The 19,217-nt window shown below is 64.7% G+C and carries 20 protein-coding genes; 12 read left to right on the plus strand and 8 right to left on the minus strand.

The window, feature by feature from the left end:
* Positions 1 to 2 precede the first annotated feature (2 nt).
* The 4 genes from JQ507_16650 (at position 3) to JQ507_16665 (ending at position 2,955) form a co-directional block, all read left to right on the plus strand.
* A complete protein-coding gene (locus JQ507_16650) occupies positions 3 to 794 on the plus strand; it encodes a TatD family hydrolase (protein QRI73378.1) in 792 nt (263 codons plus the stop codon).
* On the plus strand, positions 791 to 1,597 hold the full coding sequence (locus JQ507_16655; GenBank protein ID QRI72978.1) for an MBL fold metallo-hydrolase: 807 nt from the start codon (positions 791 to 793) through the stop codon (positions 1,595 to 1,597). The genes JQ507_16650 and JQ507_16655 overlap by 4 nt, the downstream gene beginning before the upstream one ends.
* 151 nt (positions 1,598 to 1,748) lie before the next feature.
* Positions 1,749 to 2,507 carry a nitroreductase family protein gene (locus JQ507_16660; GenBank protein QRI72979.1) on the plus strand — a complete coding sequence of 253 codons (759 nt, stop codon included), beginning with the start codon at positions 1,749 to 1,751 and terminating at the stop codon, positions 2,505 to 2,507.
* Entirely contained in the window at positions 2,488 to 2,955 is a 468-nt protein-coding gene (locus tag JQ507_16665; GenBank protein ID QRI72980.1) for a MarR family transcriptional regulator, read from the plus strand. The genes JQ507_16660 and JQ507_16665 overlap by 20 nt, the downstream gene beginning before the upstream one ends.
* Positions 2,956 to 2,965: 10 nt before the next feature.
* Here the strand turns inward: JQ507_16665 and JQ507_16670 are convergent, their stop codons facing one another.
* The 5 genes from JQ507_16670 to JQ507_16690 all read right to left on the minus strand — a co-directional run bounded on the left by JQ507_16670 (position 2,966) and on the right by JQ507_16690 (position 10,583).
* Entirely contained in the window at positions 2,966 to 4,615 is a 1,650-nt protein-coding gene (locus tag JQ507_16670) for an acyl-CoA synthetase (protein ID QRI72981.1), read from the minus strand.
* A gap of 25 nt (positions 4,616 to 4,640) precedes the next feature.
* Positions 4,641 to 6,527 carry a TRAP transporter large permease subunit gene (locus JQ507_16675; protein ID QRI72982.1) on the minus strand — a complete coding sequence of 629 codons (1,887 nt, stop codon included), beginning with the start codon at positions 6,525 to 6,527 and terminating at the stop codon, positions 4,641 to 4,643.
* 36 nt (positions 6,528 to 6,563) lie between these two features.
* Complete coding sequence (locus JQ507_16680) at positions 6,564 to 7,583, minus strand: TRAP transporter substrate-binding protein (protein QRI72983.1); 1,020 nt, start codon at positions 7,581 to 7,583, stop codon at positions 6,564 to 6,566.
* A 370-nt stretch (positions 7,584 to 7,953) separates the two neighbouring features.
* Positions 7,954 to 9,528 (minus strand): DHA2 family efflux MFS transporter permease subunit, encoded by a 1,575-nt coding sequence (locus JQ507_16685; GenBank protein QRI72984.1) that lies wholly within the window; start codon positions 9,526 to 9,528, stop codon positions 7,954 to 7,956.
* Entirely contained in the window at positions 9,525 to 10,583 is a 1,059-nt protein-coding gene (locus JQ507_16690; GenBank protein ID QRI73379.1) for an HlyD family secretion protein, read from the minus strand. The genes JQ507_16685 and JQ507_16690 overlap by 4 nt, the downstream gene beginning before the upstream one ends.
* Positions 10,584 to 10,843: 260 nt before the next feature.
* Here JQ507_16690 and JQ507_16695 point away from each other — a divergent pair, with 260 nt between their 5' ends.
* The gene (locus tag JQ507_16695; GenBank protein ID QRI72985.1) at positions 10,844 to 11,617 is read left to right on the plus strand and encodes a helix-turn-helix transcriptional regulator; all 774 of its coding nucleotides are present in this window, start codon (positions 10,844 to 10,846) and stop codon (positions 11,615 to 11,617) included.
* 203 nt (positions 11,618 to 11,820) lie between these two features.
* Here JQ507_16695 and JQ507_16700 read toward each other — a convergent pair whose 3' ends face one another.
* On the minus strand, positions 11,821 to 12,024 hold the full coding sequence (locus JQ507_16700; GenBank protein ID QRI72986.1) for a CsbD family protein: 204 nt from the start codon (positions 12,022 to 12,024) through the stop codon (positions 11,821 to 11,823).
* 174 nt (positions 12,025 to 12,198) lie between these two features.
* On the opposite strand from JQ507_16700, the gene JQ507_16705 reads away from it, so the two are divergent.
* The 3 genes from JQ507_16705 (at position 12,199) to JQ507_16715 (ending at position 14,721) form a co-directional block, all read left to right on the plus strand.
* Positions 12,199 to 12,687, plus strand: coding sequence for a ferritin-like domain-containing protein (locus JQ507_16705; GenBank protein QRI72987.1), 489 nt, complete (start codon positions 12,199 to 12,201; stop codon positions 12,685 to 12,687).
* 10 nt (positions 12,688 to 12,697) lie between these two features.
* On the plus strand, positions 12,698 to 13,234 hold the full coding sequence (locus tag JQ507_16710) for a DUF4142 domain-containing protein (protein ID QRI72988.1): 537 nt from the start codon (positions 12,698 to 12,700) through the stop codon (positions 13,232 to 13,234).
* A 239-nt stretch (positions 13,235 to 13,473) separates the two neighbouring features.
* Complete coding sequence (locus JQ507_16715) at positions 13,474 to 14,721, plus strand: DUF763 domain-containing protein (GenBank protein QRI72989.1); 1,248 nt, start codon at positions 13,474 to 13,476, stop codon at positions 14,719 to 14,721.
* 6 nt (positions 14,722 to 14,727) lie between these two features.
* Here JQ507_16715 and JQ507_16720 read toward each other — a convergent pair whose 3' ends face one another.
* The gene (locus JQ507_16720) at positions 14,728 to 15,534 is read right to left on the minus strand and encodes an enoyl-CoA hydratase/isomerase family protein (protein ID QRI72990.1); all 807 of its coding nucleotides are present in this window, start codon (positions 15,532 to 15,534) and stop codon (positions 14,728 to 14,730) included.
* A gap of 74 nt (positions 15,535 to 15,608) precedes the next feature.
* Between JQ507_16720 and nthA the strand changes: the two genes are divergently transcribed.
* From nthA to JQ507_16735, 3 genes are read left to right on the plus strand one after another with little or no spacing between them, the layout of a single operon-like run.
* Positions 15,609 to 16,238, plus strand: a complete 630-nt coding sequence (gene nthA / locus JQ507_16725) for a nitrile hydratase subunit alpha (GenBank protein ID QRI72991.1) — start codon at positions 15,609 to 15,611, stop codon at positions 16,236 to 16,238.
* The gene (gene nthB, locus JQ507_16730) at positions 16,235 to 16,894 is read left to right on the plus strand and encodes a nitrile hydratase subunit beta (protein QRI72992.1); all 660 of its coding nucleotides are present in this window, start codon (positions 16,235 to 16,237) and stop codon (positions 16,892 to 16,894) included. Before nthA ends, nthB begins: the two co-directional genes overlap by 4 nt.
* Entirely contained in the window at positions 16,894 to 17,271 is a 378-nt protein-coding gene (locus JQ507_16735; GenBank protein ID QRI72993.1) for a nitrile hydratase accessory protein, read from the plus strand. The genes nthB and JQ507_16735 overlap by 1 nt, the downstream gene beginning before the upstream one ends.
* Positions 17,272 to 17,447: 176 nt before the next feature.
* Here JQ507_16735 and queC read toward each other — a convergent pair whose 3' ends face one another.
* On the minus strand, positions 17,448 to 18,167 hold the full coding sequence (queC, locus tag JQ507_16740) for a 7-cyano-7-deazaguanine synthase QueC (GenBank protein ID QRI72994.1): 720 nt from the start codon (positions 18,165 to 18,167) through the stop codon (positions 17,448 to 17,450).
* Positions 18,168 to 18,295: 128 nt separating this feature from the next.
* Between queC and mazG the strand changes: the two genes are divergently transcribed.
* A complete protein-coding gene (gene mazG / locus JQ507_16745) occupies positions 18,296 to 19,156 on the plus strand; it encodes a nucleoside triphosphate pyrophosphohydrolase (GenBank protein QRI72995.1) in 861 nt (286 codons plus the stop codon).
* The last annotated feature ends 61 nt before the right edge of the window (positions 19,157 to 19,217 follow it).

Genomic DNA, 19,217 nt, shown 5'->3' on the forward strand with positions numbered 1-19,217 from the left:
TCATGCTGGTCGACAGTCACTGCCACCTCGATTTCCCCGACTTCGCCGACGATCTCGACGGGATCGTCGCCCGCGCCGAAGCGGCCGGCATCGGCCGCATGGTCACGATCTCGACCCGGGTGAAGCGGCTCGGCGGCCTGCTTGCGATCACGGAGCGCTTTCCGGACGTCTACTGCTCGGTCGGCACCCATCCGCATCACGCCGATGAAGAGGACGGCATTCCGGCCAGCGAGCTGATCGAGCTGACCAAACACCCGAAGGTCGTGGCGCTCGGCGAGGCGGGGCTGGATTATTTCTATGAGCATGGCTCGCGCGAGGCGCAGGAGCGGGGCTTTCGCGCGCATATCGCGGCCGCACGCGCGACCGGCCTGCCGCTCGTCATCCACACCCGGGAGGCCGACGAGGATTGCGGCCGCATCCTGGAGGACGAAGTCGCGAAGGGCCCGTTCAAGGCGGTGCTGCATTGCTACACCGGCGGCCGCGAGCTCGCGATGAAGGCGATTGCGCTTGGGCTGTCGATCTCGTTCACGGGGATCCTGACTTTCAAGAAGTCGGACGCGCTGCGCGCGCTGGCCGCCGAGCTGCCGGCCGACCGCATCATGGTCGAGACCGACGCGCCGTATCTCGCGCCCGGCAAATTCCGCGGCAAGCGCAACGAGCCGTCCTACGTCGTCGAGGTCGCCAAGGTGCTCGCCGAAACACGCGGCGTCTCGCTGGAAGATATCTCACGGCAGACCACCGAAAACTTCTTCCGGCTGTTCTCCAAGGTGCCGACGCCGAAGGTAGCTGCATGACGCTGACACTGACCATCCTGGGCTGCGGCTCTTCCGCCGGCGTGCCGCGCCCGGCGCTCGGCTGGGGCGCCTGCGATCCCAGCAATCCAAAGAACCGCCGCCGCCGCTGCTCGATCATGGCCGAGCGCACCATGGAGCACGGCACCACGCGGGTCGTGATCGACACCGCGCCCGACCTGCGCGAGCAGTTGATCGACGCCAGTGTCGAGCATATCGACGCGGTGTTCCTGACCCATGAGCATGCCGACCAGACCCACGGCATCGACGATCTGCGCTCGGTGGTGCTGCACCAGCGCCGCCGCATCCCGGTCTACTTCAACCAGTCGACCGCCAAGGACATCATGGCGCGGTTCTCCTATTGCTTCATCTCGCCTGAAGGCAGCGACTATCCGCCGATCCTAACCCGGCATTCGATCGAGGCCGGCGAGAGCCATACGGTCACGGGGAAGGGCGGTCCGCTGAAGCTCGAGGCCTTCCTGGTGCAGCACGGCCGGATTCCGGCGCTCGGCTACCGCATCGGCGATGCCGCCTACACGCCCGATCTGCACGACATTCCCGAGGAGAGCTGGCCGGCGCTGCAAGGCCTCGATCTCTGGATCGTCGACGGCCTGCGCTATGCGCCGCATCCGAGCCATTTCAGCGTTGCGGATGCGCTGTCGTGGATCGAACGCTTCAAGCCGAAGCGCGCCGTGATCACCAACATGCATTCCGACCTCGACTACGAGGTGCTGCGGCAGAGCCTGCCGGCCGGCGTGATCCCGGCCTATGACGGCATGCGGCTGACGCTCGACCGGGCGGGCTGAAGACGTCAACGACCGTGACGACCGGGCCGCGCGCGTTCATCCGATCGCGCGGGATTCCGCACGCCAGGCTGCCGCCCGCCTTCGCAGCCCGGGATTGACCTTTCGCGGACTTTGGATATCGTTATGATCATAACAATATCGGGAGGACCCAATGGCAGAGGCTTTGGCCGCGCGGGACTATACGGACCGCACGCGATATGACGCGCTGATGGACGTCGTGAAGAACCGGCTGACCACACGCGCCTTCGATTCCGGCTACGTGATGCCGCGTGAGCATTACGACATGGTTCTGGAGGCGGCGCGGCACGCGCCATCGGGCGCAAATGCGCAGCCCTGGCACTTCATTGCCGTCACCGATCAGGAGCTGAAGAACAGGATCACCGAGTATTTCCGCGAGGAGCAGGTCGCCCGCGCCCGGCTCAAGATGAAGTTCCCGACGCCCGACTATCGCGGCCTCGCATCGGCCCCGGGCTTCATCGTGGTCGCGAGCGACTTCCGCTGGGTCAAGGCGTTTCCGGTACTCAATGACGGCTCCGAGCTCGACAAGATGTACAAGCAGAATGCCGAGCGGATCCTGCTGCAGAGCGTGGCGGCCGCGACGATGTCGGCGCACCTCGCGGCGGCGGCCCTCGGCTATAATGTCTGGTGGGTGACCGCGATCGGGCAGGAGAAGGCTCAGCAGGCGATGAAGCCGCTGCTCGGCATCCCCGACGAATTGTCCGTGCTCGACATCATGTGCTTCGGTCCGCCGGCCAAGCCGCCCTACAAGCGCTGGAAGAAGAGCCTCACCGACATCAGCAACTGGAACAGGTTCGATGATCAGCACTTCATGACCGAAGCCCAGATTGACGAATGGGTTTCGACCACGCGCCACAAGGTGATGTACCGCGATGCCGAGAACGTCGACTAAAGCAGCGGCACCAGCAAGGCGTGTCGCGCCGGACTATAGGCTGGAGGACCAGGTCGGTTTCCTGCTGCGTCGGGCCTATCAGCGCGCGTCGTCCAACCTTGTGGAGCGGATCGGCTCCTACGATCTGACAGCGCCGCAATACGCGACGCTGGCCCGGCTCTACGAGCGCGGGGCACTGTCGCAGAATCTGCTGGGACGCCTGGTTGCGATGGAGCCCGCCAATATCCGCGACGTCGTCTTGCGGCTGAAGAAGCGGCGTCTGGTTGCGACACGGCGCGATCCGACCGACAAGCGGCTGGTCCTGATCGACCTGACCGCGTCCGGCACAGCGCTGGTCGAGCAACTGATCCCGATCGAGATCGAATGCACGGCGACGACGCTGGCGCCGCTCAAGGCAGACCAGAAGAAGCTCCTGTACGATCTGCTCGGCCGCCTCGCGGAGGGCTGAGCGCCACGGCTCAGGCCGAGATCGCCTTGGCCGAGCCGACCTCGTTGCGCAGCAGGAATTTCTGGATCTTGCCCGTGGATGTTTTCGGGACCGCCCCGAAGACCACCGATTTCGGTGTCTTGAAGCCCGACATGTGCTCGCGGCAATAGGCGATGATTTCGGCCTCGGTCGCCTTGGCGCCGTCCTTCAGCTCGATGAACGCGCAGGGCACTTCGCCCCATTTCGGATCGGGTTTTGCGACGACCGCCGCGAACAGCACGGCCGGGTGCTTGTAGAGGATGTCCTCAACCTCGACCGAGGAGACGTTCTCGCCGCCGGAGATGATGATGTCCTTGGAGCGGTCCTTGATGATGACGTAACCGTGCGCGTCGAGCACGCCGAGATCGCCGGTGTGAAACCAGCCGCCGGCAAAGGCTTCCTGCGTCGCCTTCTCGTTCTTCAGGTAGCCCTTCATCACGATGTTGCCGCGGAACATGACCTCGCCGATGGTCTCGCCGTCGCGCGGCACCTCGCGCATGGTCTCGGGATCGAGCACCGTGACGCCTTCCTGCAGCGGATAGGAGACGCCCTGACGCCGCTTCAGCTGCGCGCGCGCATCGGCCGACAGCTCGTCCCAGCCCGGCTGCTCGGCGCAGACGGAAGCGGGGCCGTAGACCTCGGTCAGGCCGTAGACATGCGTCAGCTTGATGCCGATGCGCTCGGCACCCTCGAGCACCGCAACCGGCGGCGCCGCGCCGGCGATCAGGCCTGTGACCGGCTTCACCTTGCCGCCCTTCGGTGCGTCAGGCGCATTGATCAGCGTGTTGTAGACGATCGGCGCGCCGCACATATGGGTGACGCCGTGCTTCGGAATCAGCTCGAAGATTTTTGCGGGATCGACCTTGCGCAGACAGACATTGACGCCGGCGGTCGCCGCGATCGTCCAGGGGAAGCACCAGCCGTTGCAATGAAACATCGGCAGCGTCCAGAGATAGACCGGATGCTGGCCGAGATTGCCGGCGAGGATGTTGCTGACGGCATTGAGATAGGCGCCGCGGTGATGGGTCACCACGCCCTTCGGATTGCCGGTCGTGCCCGACGTATAGCTCAGCGCGATCGCATTCCATTCGTCGGCCGGCGGCCGCTCGGCGAATGCGGGATCGCCTGCCGCGACCGCCGCCTCATACTCGATCGCGCCGATCCGCTTGCCGCCGCTGAATGCGGCATCATCGACGTCGATGACGAAAGGCTTCGGGCCCTCCATCAGCGTCAACGCCTCCGCGATCACGCCGGCGAATTCGGGATCGACGAGGATAATCCTGGCGCCGCCATGGTCGAGCTGGAACGCGATCGATGCCGCATCGAGCCGGATGTTCAGCGCGTTCAGCACCGCGCCGGTCATCGGCACCGCGAAATGCAGCTCGTTCATCGCCGGGATGTTCGGCAGCATCGCCGCGACCGTGTCGCCATGGCCGATGCCATGGCCCGCGAGATAGGACGCGAACCGCTTGCAGCGCTCATAGGTCTGCTTCCAGGTGAAGCTGCGCCCCTCATAGACGGCGCTGACATGGTCGGGATAGACCGCGGCCGAGCGCGCCAGGAAGCTCAGGGGCGTCAGCGGCACGTAATTGGCTGATGTCTTGTCCAGCCCGATCGAGTACTGATTTTGAGCTGCACTCATGGCTCTATCCCATCCGCTAGGTGCTCTAAAGGAAACCGATCGATATCCAGGGGAAGATGGCGACGATGATCAGGCCGATCAACAGCGCCAGCATGTAACCCCAGATCGGCCGGATACCCTCGGCCGGATCGACGCGCCCGATGGCGCAGGCGGCATAATAGCCGACGCCGAACGGCGGCGCGAACAGCCCGATGCCCATCGCCAGGATGATGATCATGGCATAGTGCACCTCGTGGACGCCGACCTGGTGCGCGATCGGAAACAGCAGCGGCCCGAACAGCACGATCGCCGGGATGCCCTCGAGCACGCTGCCGAGGATCACGAAGGCCAGGATCGACACCGCAATGAAGGTCGCCGACCCGCCGGGCAATCCGGCCATCGCCGCCGCCAGCGCCCGCGAGAAGCCGGACTGGGTCAGGCCCCAGGCCATGCCGGTGGCGGTGCCGATGATGAACAGGATCGCGCCCGACAGGCACGCCGTGTCGATCAGCATCGGCACGAGCCGCCGCCAGTTGAACTTGCGATAGATCAGGAGGCCGATGAGGAACGCATAGACGATGCCGATGGTCGAGACCTCGGTCGCGGTGGCGATGCCTTCGACCACCGCGTAGCGGATCACGAACGGCAGCGCCAATGCGGGCAGGGCGTAGATGAAGGCCTTGCCGATCTCGCTTCGCGTGGCGCGCTGGACGTGGCTGAGGTTTTCGCCGCGGTAACGCCACCACACCAGCGCCGACAGGGTGATTGCCAGCACGACGCCCGGCAGCAGGCCGCCGGTGAACAGCGCCGAGATCGAGACGCCGGTGACCGAGCCGATCGTGATCAGCACCAGGCTCGGCGGAATGGTTTCAGTCTGCGCTCCGGTCGCGGCGAGCAGGGCGACCAGATCGCCAGGCTTGGCGCCGCGTTCCTTCATTTCGGGAAACAGCACCGGTGCGACCGCCGCCATGTCGGCGGCCTTCGATCCGGAAATGCCTGACACCAGATACATCGCGCCGACCAGCACGTAGTGCAGGCCGCCCCGGACGTGCCCGAGCAGGCTGGCCAGGAAGGCCACCATCGCGCGCGCCATGCCGGTCATTTCGATCAGCAGGCCGAGGAACACGAACAGCGGCACCGACAGCAGGATCAGGTGGCTCATGCCCTCGTCCATCCGGCCGACCAGCACCATCAACGGCGTCCGCGTCGTCAGCGCCAGATAGCCGAAGATCGCCATCCCGAAGGCAAAGCCGATCGGCACGCCGGCGAACACGCAGAAGCCGACCACGCCGACGAAGAAGATGATCAGGTTGAGGTTGCCGAGCGGCCGCAACATCGGTTGCGCCAGCCAGAACACCCCGATCAAGGCAACCACCGTCAGGGCGGCCAGCAGGAAGGTCTTGAAATCGCCGGCGCGGGCCAGCCGCAGCAGCGCGAACAACGCCATCAGGCAGATCCCGACCGGCAGCGCCGCGGCGCGCCAGGTATTGGAGATCTGCAACGCCGGCGTCGTGATGAAGCTTTCCTCGTAGGCGTATTCATAGGCCGGGTGCACGATCAGGACCAGGAACGCCAGCGCGGCGCAGGTCGCGACGACGTCGAGATAGGCCCAGAGCCGCGGTCCGGCGCTTGCCACCAAGGCCGTCATGCGCATGTGCTCGCCGCGGCGGAGCGCGACCACTGATCCCAACATCGCAAGCCACAGGAACAGGATCGACGCCAGCTCGTCGGACCAGATCAGCGGCGTGTGCAGCACGTAGCGCGCCACCACGCCCGCGAACAGGATGACGACCTCGGCGACGACAAGGATCGCCGCCGGGATTTCGACCAGCCATCCCAGCGCCGCATCGATGGCACCGAGAACAGAGCGGCGGCGAGGGGGCTGTGACGCCGCCTCGCCGGCCACGGCCGGCGTCATCTCGACATGAGCCATAGCAAATCTCCCGCTGGCGAGCCTCCCGCTTGACGATCAGGACAGTTTGCCGACGGACTTCTCGAGCAGCTCCCAGGCCTTGTCGCCGTACTTGCCCTTCCACTCGGCGTAGAAGCCGGCGGTGCGGAGCTTGTCGCGGAACGGCCCGACCTCGGGCTGGTTGAACACGAGACCCTTACCCGCGAGTTCCTGCTTCACGGTCGCGTTCAGCTTCTCGGTGTCTTCGCGTTCCTTCACGGCGGCCGCGTTGACGTGCTTGGCGACGATGGTCTTGATATCGTCAGGCAGAGCCGCCCAGGCACGACGGTTCATCAGGAACCAGAAGCCGTCCCACATGTGGTTGGTCAGCGAGCAATACTTCTGGACTTCATACAGCTTCGCGGTCGAGATCAGCGCCAGCGGGTTCTCCTGGCCCTCGACGATCTTGGTCTGCAGCGCCGAATAGACCTCGCTGAAATTGATCGAGGCGGGCGAGGCGTCGAACGCCTTGAACATCGAGGTCCACAGCGGCGACACTGGCACGCGGATCTTGAACCCCTTGAAGTCGTCCGGTCCGTTGATCGGCTTGGTCGACGACGTGGTCTGGCGGAAGCCGTTGTCCCAGATCTTGTCCATGACCTCGAGGCCGGCCTTCTTGATCTCGCCACGGACATAGGCGCCGAGGTCGCCATCCATGGCCTTCCAGACCGTGGGATAGTCCGGGAATGCGAAGCCGATACCGTTGATCGAAGCCGCCGGCACCAGGGTCGCCAGGATCAGGCCGGACAGCGTGAAGAACTCGACGCCGCCGGAGCGCACCTGGCTCAGCACGTCGGTATCCGAGCCGAGCTGATTGTTCGGGAACACCTGAAGGTCGAACCGGCCGTTGGTCTCGGTCTTGATCGCCGCAGACATCTCCCGGGCGCGCGCCACCAGCGGATGCGATTCCGGCAGGTTGTTGGCGAACTTGTAGGAGAACTCGGCCGACTGGGCGCGCGCGACATACGGCGCGCCAATTCCGCCCAGGACGGCGGAAGCGGCGGAAACCTTCAGCAGCGTGCGTCGTGAAAAGCTCATTGGTGTTGCTCCCTCGAGAGGCTTGTTGTTGTTCTGAGATGCCATCCTATACGGACCTGATGCCGCGGGGTCACCAGCGATCTCTGCACAGCTGGGGCTTATTGCAGCGTCCGTACGCCGCGGCAATATCGGCTTTCTGACGAGACGCTTGCATGTGAACCGCGACGATTGTCCGGGCGAGCCCCAGCAACGGCCGAGACAGGTCTGAACCGACGCCGTGCTGCTGTCCAATGCGAAGATTTCCCACTAAATATCTGATCTAATTGTAGATATAAATATTCCATAATATACCTTATGCGAATTCTGATTATACCCGTGGCTCCAAGCAAGCCTGCGCCACAGCCAATCGTGGCCCCCCACGACCAACTCATCACGAGTCCTTCAAGACAAGAGCTGCCAGCGCACAAAATGCCATGGCGATACCTGCAAGCAGGAACGTATCGCTATAGGCGAGTATCAGCGCGTCGCGATGGACGAGGCTGTCGAGCAAGGCTATCGCCTGCTGCCGCAGCGGCGCGGTGACTGCGGCATGCAAGGCTGCGACACGATCCACGTAGAGGCCCCCCAACCGGCGTACCAACGCGATGACGCGCTCGCGGGTTTCTGGGCTGAAGACCGTCATCGCCTCGCCGATCCGCGATGCGTGGAGCTTCTCACGCTCGACCACGATCTGGCTCGCGATCGCGATCCCGATCGCACCGCCGACATTGCGAACCGTCGAGAACAGCCCCGAAGCCGACCCAAGTTGCGCTTGTTCGATCCCGCGGACCGCCATGACCGACAAGGCAACGACCACCAGCGATTGGCCAATGCCCCGCACGATGAGTGACGGAATGATCACGTTGCGCGCGGCATCGTGATCGAGATGAATATTCATGAAGCAGCCAATGCTGACCAGAACGAAGCCGAGCACGATGATCCATCGCGTCCCCACCCGCTTCATCAGCGGCGGGGTCATGAACGACATCGCGAACTGAACCAGGCCATAGGGAATCATGGCGAGTCCGATTTCGCGGGCATTGTAGCCGTGCAACTCGGCAAAATAGTTCGGCACCAGGAACACCACGCCGAACACCACCGCGCCAAAGGTGAACTGCATGAAGCTCGCGAGCCCAAAATTATAACGGCCGAGCAGCCGCAGATTGATGAACGGCGTGGTGGCGCGCAGCTCGATCACGACGAACAGCAGAAGGCTGGTCGCGGCGAGGATCGAGGTCTGAACGATGAAAGGTGAGGCGAACCAATCCCTACGGCCACCCTCCTCCAGTACGATCTGCATCGCGCTCAGGCCGAGCGCCATTGTCGCGATGCCGCCCCAGTCGCCATTGCGCAGCCCGGCGGCGTGCACCGCCTGCGGCCTGATCGACCTGGCGATCGCGGCCAGCAGCGCGAGCCCGGGCGGAATCTGCAGATAGAAGATCCAGCGCCAGGAATAGACGTCGGTCAGCCAGCCGCCGATCGAAGGTCCCGCAGCCTGCGCGACATTGTTGGCGACGGCGAACAGGGCCATCCCGAGTGGACGGCGCGACAGCGGCAATTCGGTTGCAATGAGCTGGAACGACAATGGGATCAAGACCCCGCCAAATGCGCCCTGCAACGCCCGCGCCGCGATCATGGCGCCGATCGTCGGTGCGAGCGAGCACGCCACCGAGAACAACAGAAAGCCCGTGGTGCCGACGATCAGCACCCGCCGCATCGAGAATGCCGACACCAGCCAGCCGGTCAGCGGAATCACGATGATCTCGGCCACCAGATAGGCCGTGGTGATCCAGGAGCCCTCCTCGAAGGTGGCTCCGAGTGAGCCGCGGATGTCCGGCAGCGAGGCGTTGGTAACGTGCACATTCATGCCGGCCATGAAGCAGCCGAACACGCCGCCGATCACGGCAACCCACGCTCGCAGCTCGACCTTCGGCTCGGCGCCGTCAGCCCTCTCCTGAGCGCTCATCGCTGCGCTTCGCCGCGGCGCGTATCAATCCTCGCGACCACCGACAGACCCGGCCGCAAATCGGCTGCGCGATGTTGCCCGGGATCAATACTGATCCGCACGGGCAGGCGCTGCACGATCTTGGTAAAGTTGCCGGTGGCATTGTCGGGCGGCAGCAGGGCGAACTGCGCACCGGACGCCGGCGCAAAGCTCTCGACATGGCCGGACAGCGGTTCGCCGTCGAATGCATCGACGTCGAGCGCTACCGGCTGTCCCACCATAACCCGGTCGAGCTGGGTCTCCTTCAGGTTGGCAACCACGTAAACAGCCTGGACCGGCACCACCGCAAGCAGCGGCTGGCCGGGATCGACATATTGCCCGACGCGAATCGTGCGCTGTCCGACCACGCCGTCCACCGGCGCACGAATCACGGTGTTGGCGACATCGATGAGCGACAGCTCCAGCGTCGCCTGTGCCTGGGACACGGCCGCGCGTGCCTTTTCCAGCGTCGCCAGCCTGCCCTGTCGTTGCTCGGTCAACACGGTCAGGCGGTCGTGCTGGCCGGCCAGAGCCGCACGCCCCGCGGCAAGCGTTGCCACGGATTTTTTCTGGTCCGCCTCCGCGCTCTCCAGGCGCTGGCGGCTTGCAACCTCGCGCGCGACCAGCGCCTCCTGACGCTGCAATTCAAGCGACGTCCGCTGTACCTCCGCTTCGGCCGTCACCGTCTCGGCGCCCGCCTGGACGATCAGGCTGCGCTGCTGCGCCAACTGCGCATCGATCGTCGCGATGGCGGCCGTCTCGACGACGACATCAGCCTGCGCTGCCGCAACGGCGGCCTTCGCCTGGTCGCGTCTTGCCTGGTACGGCGCGTCATCGAGCTTGGCCAGCACGTCGCCACGGCGGACGGCCTGATTGTCGCACACCACGACGGTCGCGATATGACCGGCGATACGTGAACTGATGACGGCGACGTCGGCGCGGACATAGGCGTTGTCCGTCGTCTCGATGAAGCGTTCCGACAACCACCAATGCGCGCCATAGGTCAGCGCGAGCAGCCCGGCGAGAGCACCGCCAATCTGCGGCAACCAGCGGCGGCCGGTCCGCAGGAAGGTGGATATGTTCGCGGCGCTGGACGGAGTCGAATTGAAGCTGAGTTGAGTCATTGAACCTGACATGCGTAGACCTTCGACCAACGGAACTCGCCGTCGGCCGTCACAAAATGATCCCCCGCGCTCGGAGACGCTGAAGGAAGCGCCGCCGCGGTGGCAGTTTGTCAGAGGTCATAGCCCTGCCCCGCTTGTCATTCGCGCGCAGTTAGGTCAACAATCGTCGTGAAATGGACATCGCCCGCACTCACGAAGCCTGCCAGCTTGCACCACGGCCGCTTGCCGCGATGGCGAGCAGCCACTGCGATGGAGAGATCATCGCACCCCACAGCCATCCACGGGCGCAATTGGTGCATGCCATAGCCGGTGTCATGACCGTTACCTGCCCATCGGGAAGCTGGGTGGTGCCGAGCGGTCGCGCGGTCTGGATGCCGGCCGGCATAGCGCATGCTATCCGCATCGCGGGACAAGTGGAGATGCGTACGGTGTTCGTCGTGCCCGACGCGCTACCGGACCTGTCACCGGACTGCGAGGTGATCGAGGTCTCCGCCCTGCTGCGCTCGCTGGTCGTCGCCGCGACCGCCATTCCGCTCGACTACGACACCGATAGCCGCGACGAGAGGGTCATGCGGCTGATCCTGGATGAGGTTCGCCTGGCGCCTCGCTTGTCGATGCACGTGCCGATGCCAAATCATCCGCGCCTCGCCAACCTCTGCAACGCCATGATCGCGGACCCTGCTTCGGAGGTCACGCTGGAAAGCCTGGCGGCGGAGTGCGCCATGAGCGGCCGTACGCTGGCCAGACTGTTTCAGAAGGAACTCGGAATGAGCTTCGGCGAGTGGCGGCGACGCATGCGGCTGATGCTGAGCCTGCCGCGGCTTGCCGCCGGTGCATCGATCCTGGAGGTCGCGATGGAGCACGGCTATCAGAGCCCCAGCGCATTCGCCGCGATGTTCAAGCGAACCTTCGGCATTGCTCCGAGCCAGTATCTAGGCGAGGGTTAGGGCACCGTCTTCGCGTCATACGGGCTTCAACTTCAGTCATAGACCAATCCCCTCGCGGCGAGGCTGGGTCGGTCGGACCGTGATCGGCTGGATGCCCCTTGCTCGAGGCGATGACGGCACGCCTTGAACGTTTGACATTGGCCCCTATTCCAAGCGGCGCAAAGCAAAGGGCCCCGCAAGCGGGGCCCTGGAATGCGCAGCGGTCACCATTCCTGGCGGCCGTACCAGTCATTCACTTCCTTCGTGGCTTGATCCTTGGCATAGCCGTAGCGCTGCTGCAAACGGCCTTCGAGCTGGTCCTGCTTGCCGGCGATCACATCGAGATCGTCATCGGTCAGCTTGCCCCACTGCTCCTTGATCTTACCCTTCATTTGCTTCCAGTTGCCTTCGACACGATTCCAATCCATCGCGATCCTCCGTTGAAAGATGAGATCGTCCAACGGGTGCGCCGACGCTTCGTTCCTGGCGAGCGATGCGTCAAAGCTGCGCAGTCATAAGTCCGCGCCTGAACCAGGACAGATAGGAACGACATTGCAGGGTCCCTGTTGTGGGTACAGATCAACCCCCACGGAGCGACACCAATGCCGGAGAAAGACCTGAGCGCCCTCTTCCTGGACACCCTCAAGGACATCTACTACGCCGAAAAACAGATCCTCAAGGCACTGCCGCGGATGGCCAAGGCCGCCGAATCCGAGCAGTTGCGTGCGGCTTTCGAGAAGCACCATGACGAGACCGAAGGCCAGATCGATCGGCTTGAGCAGATCTTCGATCTGATGGGCAAGCCGGCGCGCGGCAAGAAGTGCGACGCCATCGAGGGCATCCTCGACGAAGGCAAGGAGATCATGGAAGAGTATGCCGACACGCCGGCGCTCGATCCGGGCCTAGTCTCTGCGGCCCAGGCGGTCGAGCACTACGAGATCGCGCGTTACGGCACACTAAAAGCATGGGCGACCAAGCTCAACATGAAGGACGCCGTCAAGCTCATCGACCAGACCCTGGCCGAGGAAAAGAAGACGGATGAAGCCCTCAGCAAGCTCGCCATCAGCGCCATCAATGCCGAGGCGGCCTGAGGAGACGCGCATGAAGCGAACTATTCTGGCTATTGCCATCAGTTGCGGGCTGACCCTGCCCGCGCTGGCCCAATCGGTCGGCGAGAAGACCGGTGTCAATTCCGTGCTTGGCGTCGCACCGAAAACGGAAGACTTCATCAAGGAAGTGGCCTTGAGCGACATGCTGGAGATCGAAGCAGCGAAGATCGCCCAGCAGAAGGGCAATGCGGCGGAAAAGAAGTTCGCCGACCAGATGATCACGGACCATACCAAGACCAGTACCGAGTTGAAGGCGTTGGTCAGCGGCGAGATGAAGGCTGCATTGCCGACCGGCCTCGACGACAGCTCACAGAAGAAGCTCGACGTGCTGCGCAACACCAAGCCGGACAATTTCGCCAGCGAATATGATCCGATGCAGGTCAGCGCCCACAAGGATGCGGTCTCACTGTTTGAACGCTACGCCAAGGGCGGCGAGGATGTGAAGCTGAAGGACTGGGCTGATCGGACCCTGCTCGCGCTCAAGCACCATCTCGCGATGGCGCAGGACCTGGACAAGAACCGAAAGTAATTGCCAGTCGCCGGCAGCCCCGGATCCGGCTGCCGGCGGCCCTTCTTGGCCATCGCCCGGATGTTCCGGTCGGGCCTCCGCGGGGTCGACAGCGAGGCGTTTGGCGACCACAATCCCTCGCGATCCTCGACGGGTTGCTAACGAGTCGATTACAGGCTGATCGGCGAGGATAGTCTGCCTCTCGTCACGGACGTTGCATCGAGGCTCGATCGAAGGCGTGATCCAAGGTTTGGAGACCGATGGCCCGACGTACCGGCAGCGCTGATCTGCCCCTGCATGGTGGGCGCGTGCCGCCGTGGCTGGCGGAGCGCATGTCGACGTTGGGCGCGATCATCACGCAGGCCGTGGTCCATCATTACGGCCGTGACGCGTTCCTGCAGCGGCTCTCGCATCCGTTCTGGTTCCAGTCGTTCGGCGCCGTGATGGGCATGGATTGGCATTCGTCCGGAATCACTACGAGCGTCATCGGCGCGCTCAAGCGCGGGCTGGCACCGCTGCAGGACGAGCTCGGCATCTACGTTTGCGGCGGCCGCGGCAGGTATTCGCGCCGGACGCCGGACGAACTGACGGCGCTGGGCGAGCGGACCGGCTTTGACGGCGTTGCGCTCACCCGCGCCAGCCGTCTGGTCGCCAAGGTCGACAGCGCCGCGGTCCAGGATGGGTTCGAGCTCTATCTGCACGGCTTCTTCGTCACCACGGACGGCAAATGGACCGTGGTCCAGCAAGGCATGAGCGACAGCAAGCGGCAGGCGCGGCGCTATCACTGGCATTCCGAGGGCCTGCGCAGCTTCGTTGACGAGCCGCACAGCGCGATCGACGGACCATCGCAGGGCGAGATCGTCAATCTGACCGACCACCGCGCCGATGCCTCACGCCAGGCTCAGCTCGATTTGCTTGCCGGGCTCGGTCCCGACGGCGTTGCGCGCGAATATGCCGAGCTGACCGAGAAGGTGGCGGCACAGGGCGATCTGTTGCATCTGATCATGCCTGCGAATCACGATGTGCGCTCGAGCGACGTGTTCATCCGCCGTCTGCACGGCACCCTCGCCGCCGCAGCCGAGCGCGGGCCGCTGGACTTCCCCGAGCTGCTGCTCACACCCGGCGTCGGCGCCCGCACCGTGGAGTCGCTCGCCATGGTCGCTGAAGTCGTTCACGGGACGCCGTATCGTTTCCGCGATCCGGCGCGGTTCTCACTCGCGCATGGCGGCAAAGACCGTCATCCGTTTCCGGTGCCGATCAAGGTCTATGACGAGACCATCGGCGTGCTGAAATCGGCGGTACAACAGGCGAAGCTCGGCCGCGACGAGGAGATGCAGGCACTCAAGCGGCTGGACGATCAGGCGCGCAGGCTGGAGCTGACCGCAACCGGCCCGTCCTTCGATGCGTTCGTGGCCAACGAGCGCGCCCGTTCGCCAAGCCTCGACGGCCGATCAGTTTTCGGCTGGGAGGCCGACCTCTCCGGCTGCGATATCCCCAAACGGCAGTGACGCCCGTCAGCGCCCCCTGAAGCGCGGTTTGCGCCGTCCGAGGAACGCCGCAACGCCTTCCTTGTGATCCTCGGTCAGGCTCGCCAGCGCGAACTGGTCGAGATCCATGTGGCTGGCGAGATCGTCGAGCGCATGCGCCAGCCGGTTGACCGTCAGCTTGGTCATCGCCACCGAAATCGGCGGCTGGGCGGCGATCTTGGCCGCGAACGCCATCGCGGCTTCGAAGGATTTGCCGGGATCAGTCACCTGCTCCACCAAGCCCCATTCATAGGCCTCGGCAGCCGAAATCCGGTCGTCGGCCAGGATCACCGCCTGCTTGGTGCGCGCCGGGCCCATCAGATGCAGCATGCGCGGCACGCTCTGCCAGCTCATGTTCATGCCGAGCGCAATCTCCGGCACCCGCAGATGCGCATCGCGCGCCATGACGCGGAAATCCAGCGCGACGGCGAGCGCCACGCCGCCGCCGACACAGAAGCCCTCGATCGCGCCGATCGTGACCTGCTCCATCTCCTGCCAGGCGCGCGTCAGCCGCGGCCCGAGCTTCAGGTGGCGGCGCAGCATGCCCATGTCCATGGTCGCGCGCGAACGCCCTTCGGCATCCTTGAGGTCGAAGCCGGCGCTGAACGATTTGGCGCCGCCGGTCAGCACCACCACCGAGGTGTCGGCATCGTCCTCGAAACTGCGCGCCGCATCGGTCAGCTGCCGCAGCGCCTCCGGCGACAGCGCGTTGATCCCGTCGCCGCGGTCGAACCGCACCACCGCGATGCGGCCCTCCGGCCCGAGGCCTTTTTCGATCGTCACATAGTCAACCACGCATACCTCCCAGCTCGCATTGTTGTGTACGGCTTGCCTCGACATAGCATGGCGGTTTCGCCTATTCTCTGGGCATGAGCGAACATGATCATCACCACCACGATCACGACCATTCCGAACTTTCGGAGACCGAACTGCGCGTCCGCGCGCTGGAATCGATCCTGACCGAAAAAGGCTATGTCGAGGCTGCCGCGCTCGACGCCATCGTGCAGGCCTATGAGACCAAGATCGGCCCGCATAACGGCGCCCGGGTCGTCGCCAAGGCCTGGGCCGATCCCGCCTTCAAGCAGGCGCTGCTCGAGGACGCCTCCAAGGCAGTCGGCACCCTCGGCCATGTCAGCCGGGTCGGCGACCATCTGGTCGCGATCGAGAACACGCCCGGTCGCCACAACATGGTCGTCTGCACGCTCTGCTCCTGTTACCCTTGGGAGATGCTGGGCCTGCCGCCGGTCTGGTACAAGGCCTCGCCGTACCGTTCGCGCGCGGTCAAGGATCCGCGCGGCGTACTGGCCGATTTCGGCGTCAGCCTGCCGAAGGAAACCGAAATCCGGGTCTGGGACTCGACCGCCGAGACGCGCTTCCTGGTGCTGCCGATGCGGCCCGCCGGTACCGAGGGCTGGAGCGAGGAGCAGCTCGCCGAGCTCGTGACGCGCGATTCGATGATCGGCACCGGATTCCCGAAGACGCCGGGAGCTCCGTCATGAACGGCGTCCACGACATGGGCGGCATGGACGGGTTCGGCAAGGTCGAGCCCGAGCCGAACGAGCCGATGTTCCATGAGGAATGGGAATCGCGGGTGCTCGCCATGGTCCGTGCGATGGGCGCGGCCGGCGCCTTCAACATCGACGCCTCGCGCTTCTATCGCGAGACCCTGCCCCCGCAGGTCTATCTGTCGAGCTCCTATTACAAAAAATGGTTCCTTGGGCTGGAAGCCCTGCTGCTAGACAAGGGCTATATCTCCAAGGACGACGTCGCATCCGGACATTCCGTCGCGCCGGCGAAATCGCTCAAACACGGCAAGTTCTCGATCCCCGATGTCGAGCGCATCATGGTGCGCGGCAAGTTCGGCCGCGCGGCGCCGGCCCCGGCGAAGTTCAAGGCCGGCGATCGGGTGCGGGCGAAGAACATCCATCCCGCCACGCACACGCGGCTGCCGCGCTATGTGCGCGGTCATGTCGGCGTGGTCGAGCGCGATCATGGCTGTCACGTCTTTCCCGATACGGCTGCCAACGATGCCGGCGAGCATCCGCAATGGCTGTACACCGTCGTGTTCGACGGACGTGAGCTGTGGGGGCCGGACTCGGATCCGACCATCAAGGTCTCGATCGACGCGTTCGAGCCCTATCTGGAGGCGGTGTGATGGATGCCGGCGCCGCCGCGCGCGCGACCAGTGCCGTGTCCAGCATTCCCCGCGATCAGGACGGCCCGGTGTTTCGCGCGCCCTGGGAAGCACAGGCGTTCGCGATGGCACTGACGCTGCATGACCGCGGCGTGTTCACCTGGCCCGAATGGGCGGCGGCCCTCGCCGACCAGATCAAACGCGCGCAGGCCGCCGGCGATCCCGACACCGGCGAAACCTATTATCAGCATTGGCTGGCGACGCTCGAACACCTTGTCGCCGCCAAGGGCGTCACGACGCACGAGACGCTGCATCGCTACCGCGACGCCTGGGATCACGCCGCCGACCGCACCCCGCACGGCCAACCGATCGTACTGACGGCGGCGGATTTCGGGTAGCGGCGCCCACGAAAGCAGTGAACCGAAGCTGCACGATTTCTGAATTTTAGAATAGTAAGGCTGAGTTGCCCGACGTGTCAAGCCGCCGTGTCGAACGCCGGCGACCGCCAGCTCCTTTGCATGGGGTTGTTTTCAATATTTTGGCGGCGCGCCCCTGCGGAGGCCATCAGCCGCGGTTACGCGCCCCCCTGCGCGACGTACTCCCGCCAACCCTTGGCACGCAGGCTGCAGGCCGGGCACTCGCCGCAGCCATAGCCCCAATCATGTTGCGCGCCGCGTTCGCCGAGATAGCAGGTGTGAGAGCGCTCTCGGATCAGATCGACCAGCCCTGCCCCGCCGAGCTCGTGCGCGAGCCGCCAGGTCGCGGCCTTGTCGAGCCACATCAGCGGCGTGTGCAGCTCGAAGTTTCTGGCCATGCCGAGGTTGAGCGCCGACTGCAAGGCCTTGATGGTGTCGTTGCGGCAATCCGGATAGCCGGAATAGTCGGTTTCGCACATGCCGCCGATGATGTGGCGGATGCCGCGCCGGTAGGCCAGCGCCGCGGCGAAGGTGAGGAACACGAGGTTGCGGCCCGGCACGAAGGTGTTCGGCAACCCGTCCGCGCCCATTTCGATGGCGACGTCACGGGTCAGCGCGGTGTCGGAAATGTCCGACAGCGTCGGGATCGCGAGCGTGTGACTGTCGCCGAGCTTCGCCGCCCAGTCCGGCCGCATCTGTTTGATCCCGGCCAGCAATTGGTCGCGGCAATCCAGTTCGACGGCATGGCGTTGGCCGTAGGAAAAGCCCAGCATCTCGACGCGGGCGAAGCGCGACAAGGCCCAGGCCAGACAGGTCGTGGAATCCTGGCCGCCGGAAAACAGCACCAGCGCGGTGTCGGAAGCGTTCTGTTCGGTCATGGAACGGGCTTTACCACTCCTTCGCCCTGCGGCCAATCGGTGGACGGCGCCGCGATTCCGGCGCGTTTTGCTGGGATCGACTGGGTCGATTTGGCATAACGGCTCGACCTCTCATCCAGCGGTGCTCCATGACCCCTTCCCGCGACATTTCCCGCCTGATCGAGATCATGGCCGCGCTGCGGACACCGGTGACGGGGTGTCCATGGGATCTCATTCAGAACTTCGAGACCATCGCGCCCTACACGATCGAAGAGGCCTATGAGGTCGCGGACGCGATCACGCGCGGCGATCTCGACGATCTGCGCGAGGAACTCGGCGACCTCCTGCTCCAGGTGGTCTATCACGCGAGGATGGCCGAGGAGCAGAACGCATTTGCCTTCGGCGACGTGGTCGAGGCGATCACCAGGAAGATGATCCGCCGCCATCCGCATGTCTTTGCCGACAAGGACGGCAACATCCAGCCGGCCAGTGTCAAGAGCGCCTGGGAGCGCATCAAGGCGGAGGAGAAGGCCGAGCGCGCGGCACGTCGGCCGCCAGAGGAGACCGCGCACACATCGCTGCTGGCGAGCGTGAAGGCGGGCCTTCCCGCCCTGACGCGCGCGATGGAGTTGCAGCGCAAGGCCTCCACCGTCGGCTTCGACTGGAACGACCCACGCGCGGTGCTCGCCAAGATCCGCGAGGAGGCCGATGAGATCGAGGCCGCGCTCGACCGCAACGACAAGCAGGAGATCGCCGAGGAAACCGGTGACCTGATGTTCGCTCTGGTCAACCTCGCCCGCCACGTCGACGCCGATCCGGAAACCGCGCTGCGCGCGACCAACGCCAAGTTCGAGCGGCGGTTTGCCTATATCGAACGGGCGCTGGCGGCAAAGGGACGTTCACTGGAGAACGCGTCGCTCGACGAGATGGATGCGCTGTGGAACGAGGCGAAAACAGCCGCCACAACCACCGCTGTCGTCCCTGCGAAAGCGGGGACCCATACCGCGTGATCTATCGGTTGGTTGGCGGTATCGGTCCCGCGGCATCGCCAGAGATTCGTCGAGGCGATCA

The organism is Bradyrhizobium sp. PSBB068 (assembly GCA_016839165.1).
Lineage (GTDB): Bacteria > Pseudomonadota > Alphaproteobacteria > Rhizobiales > Xanthobacteraceae > Bradyrhizobium.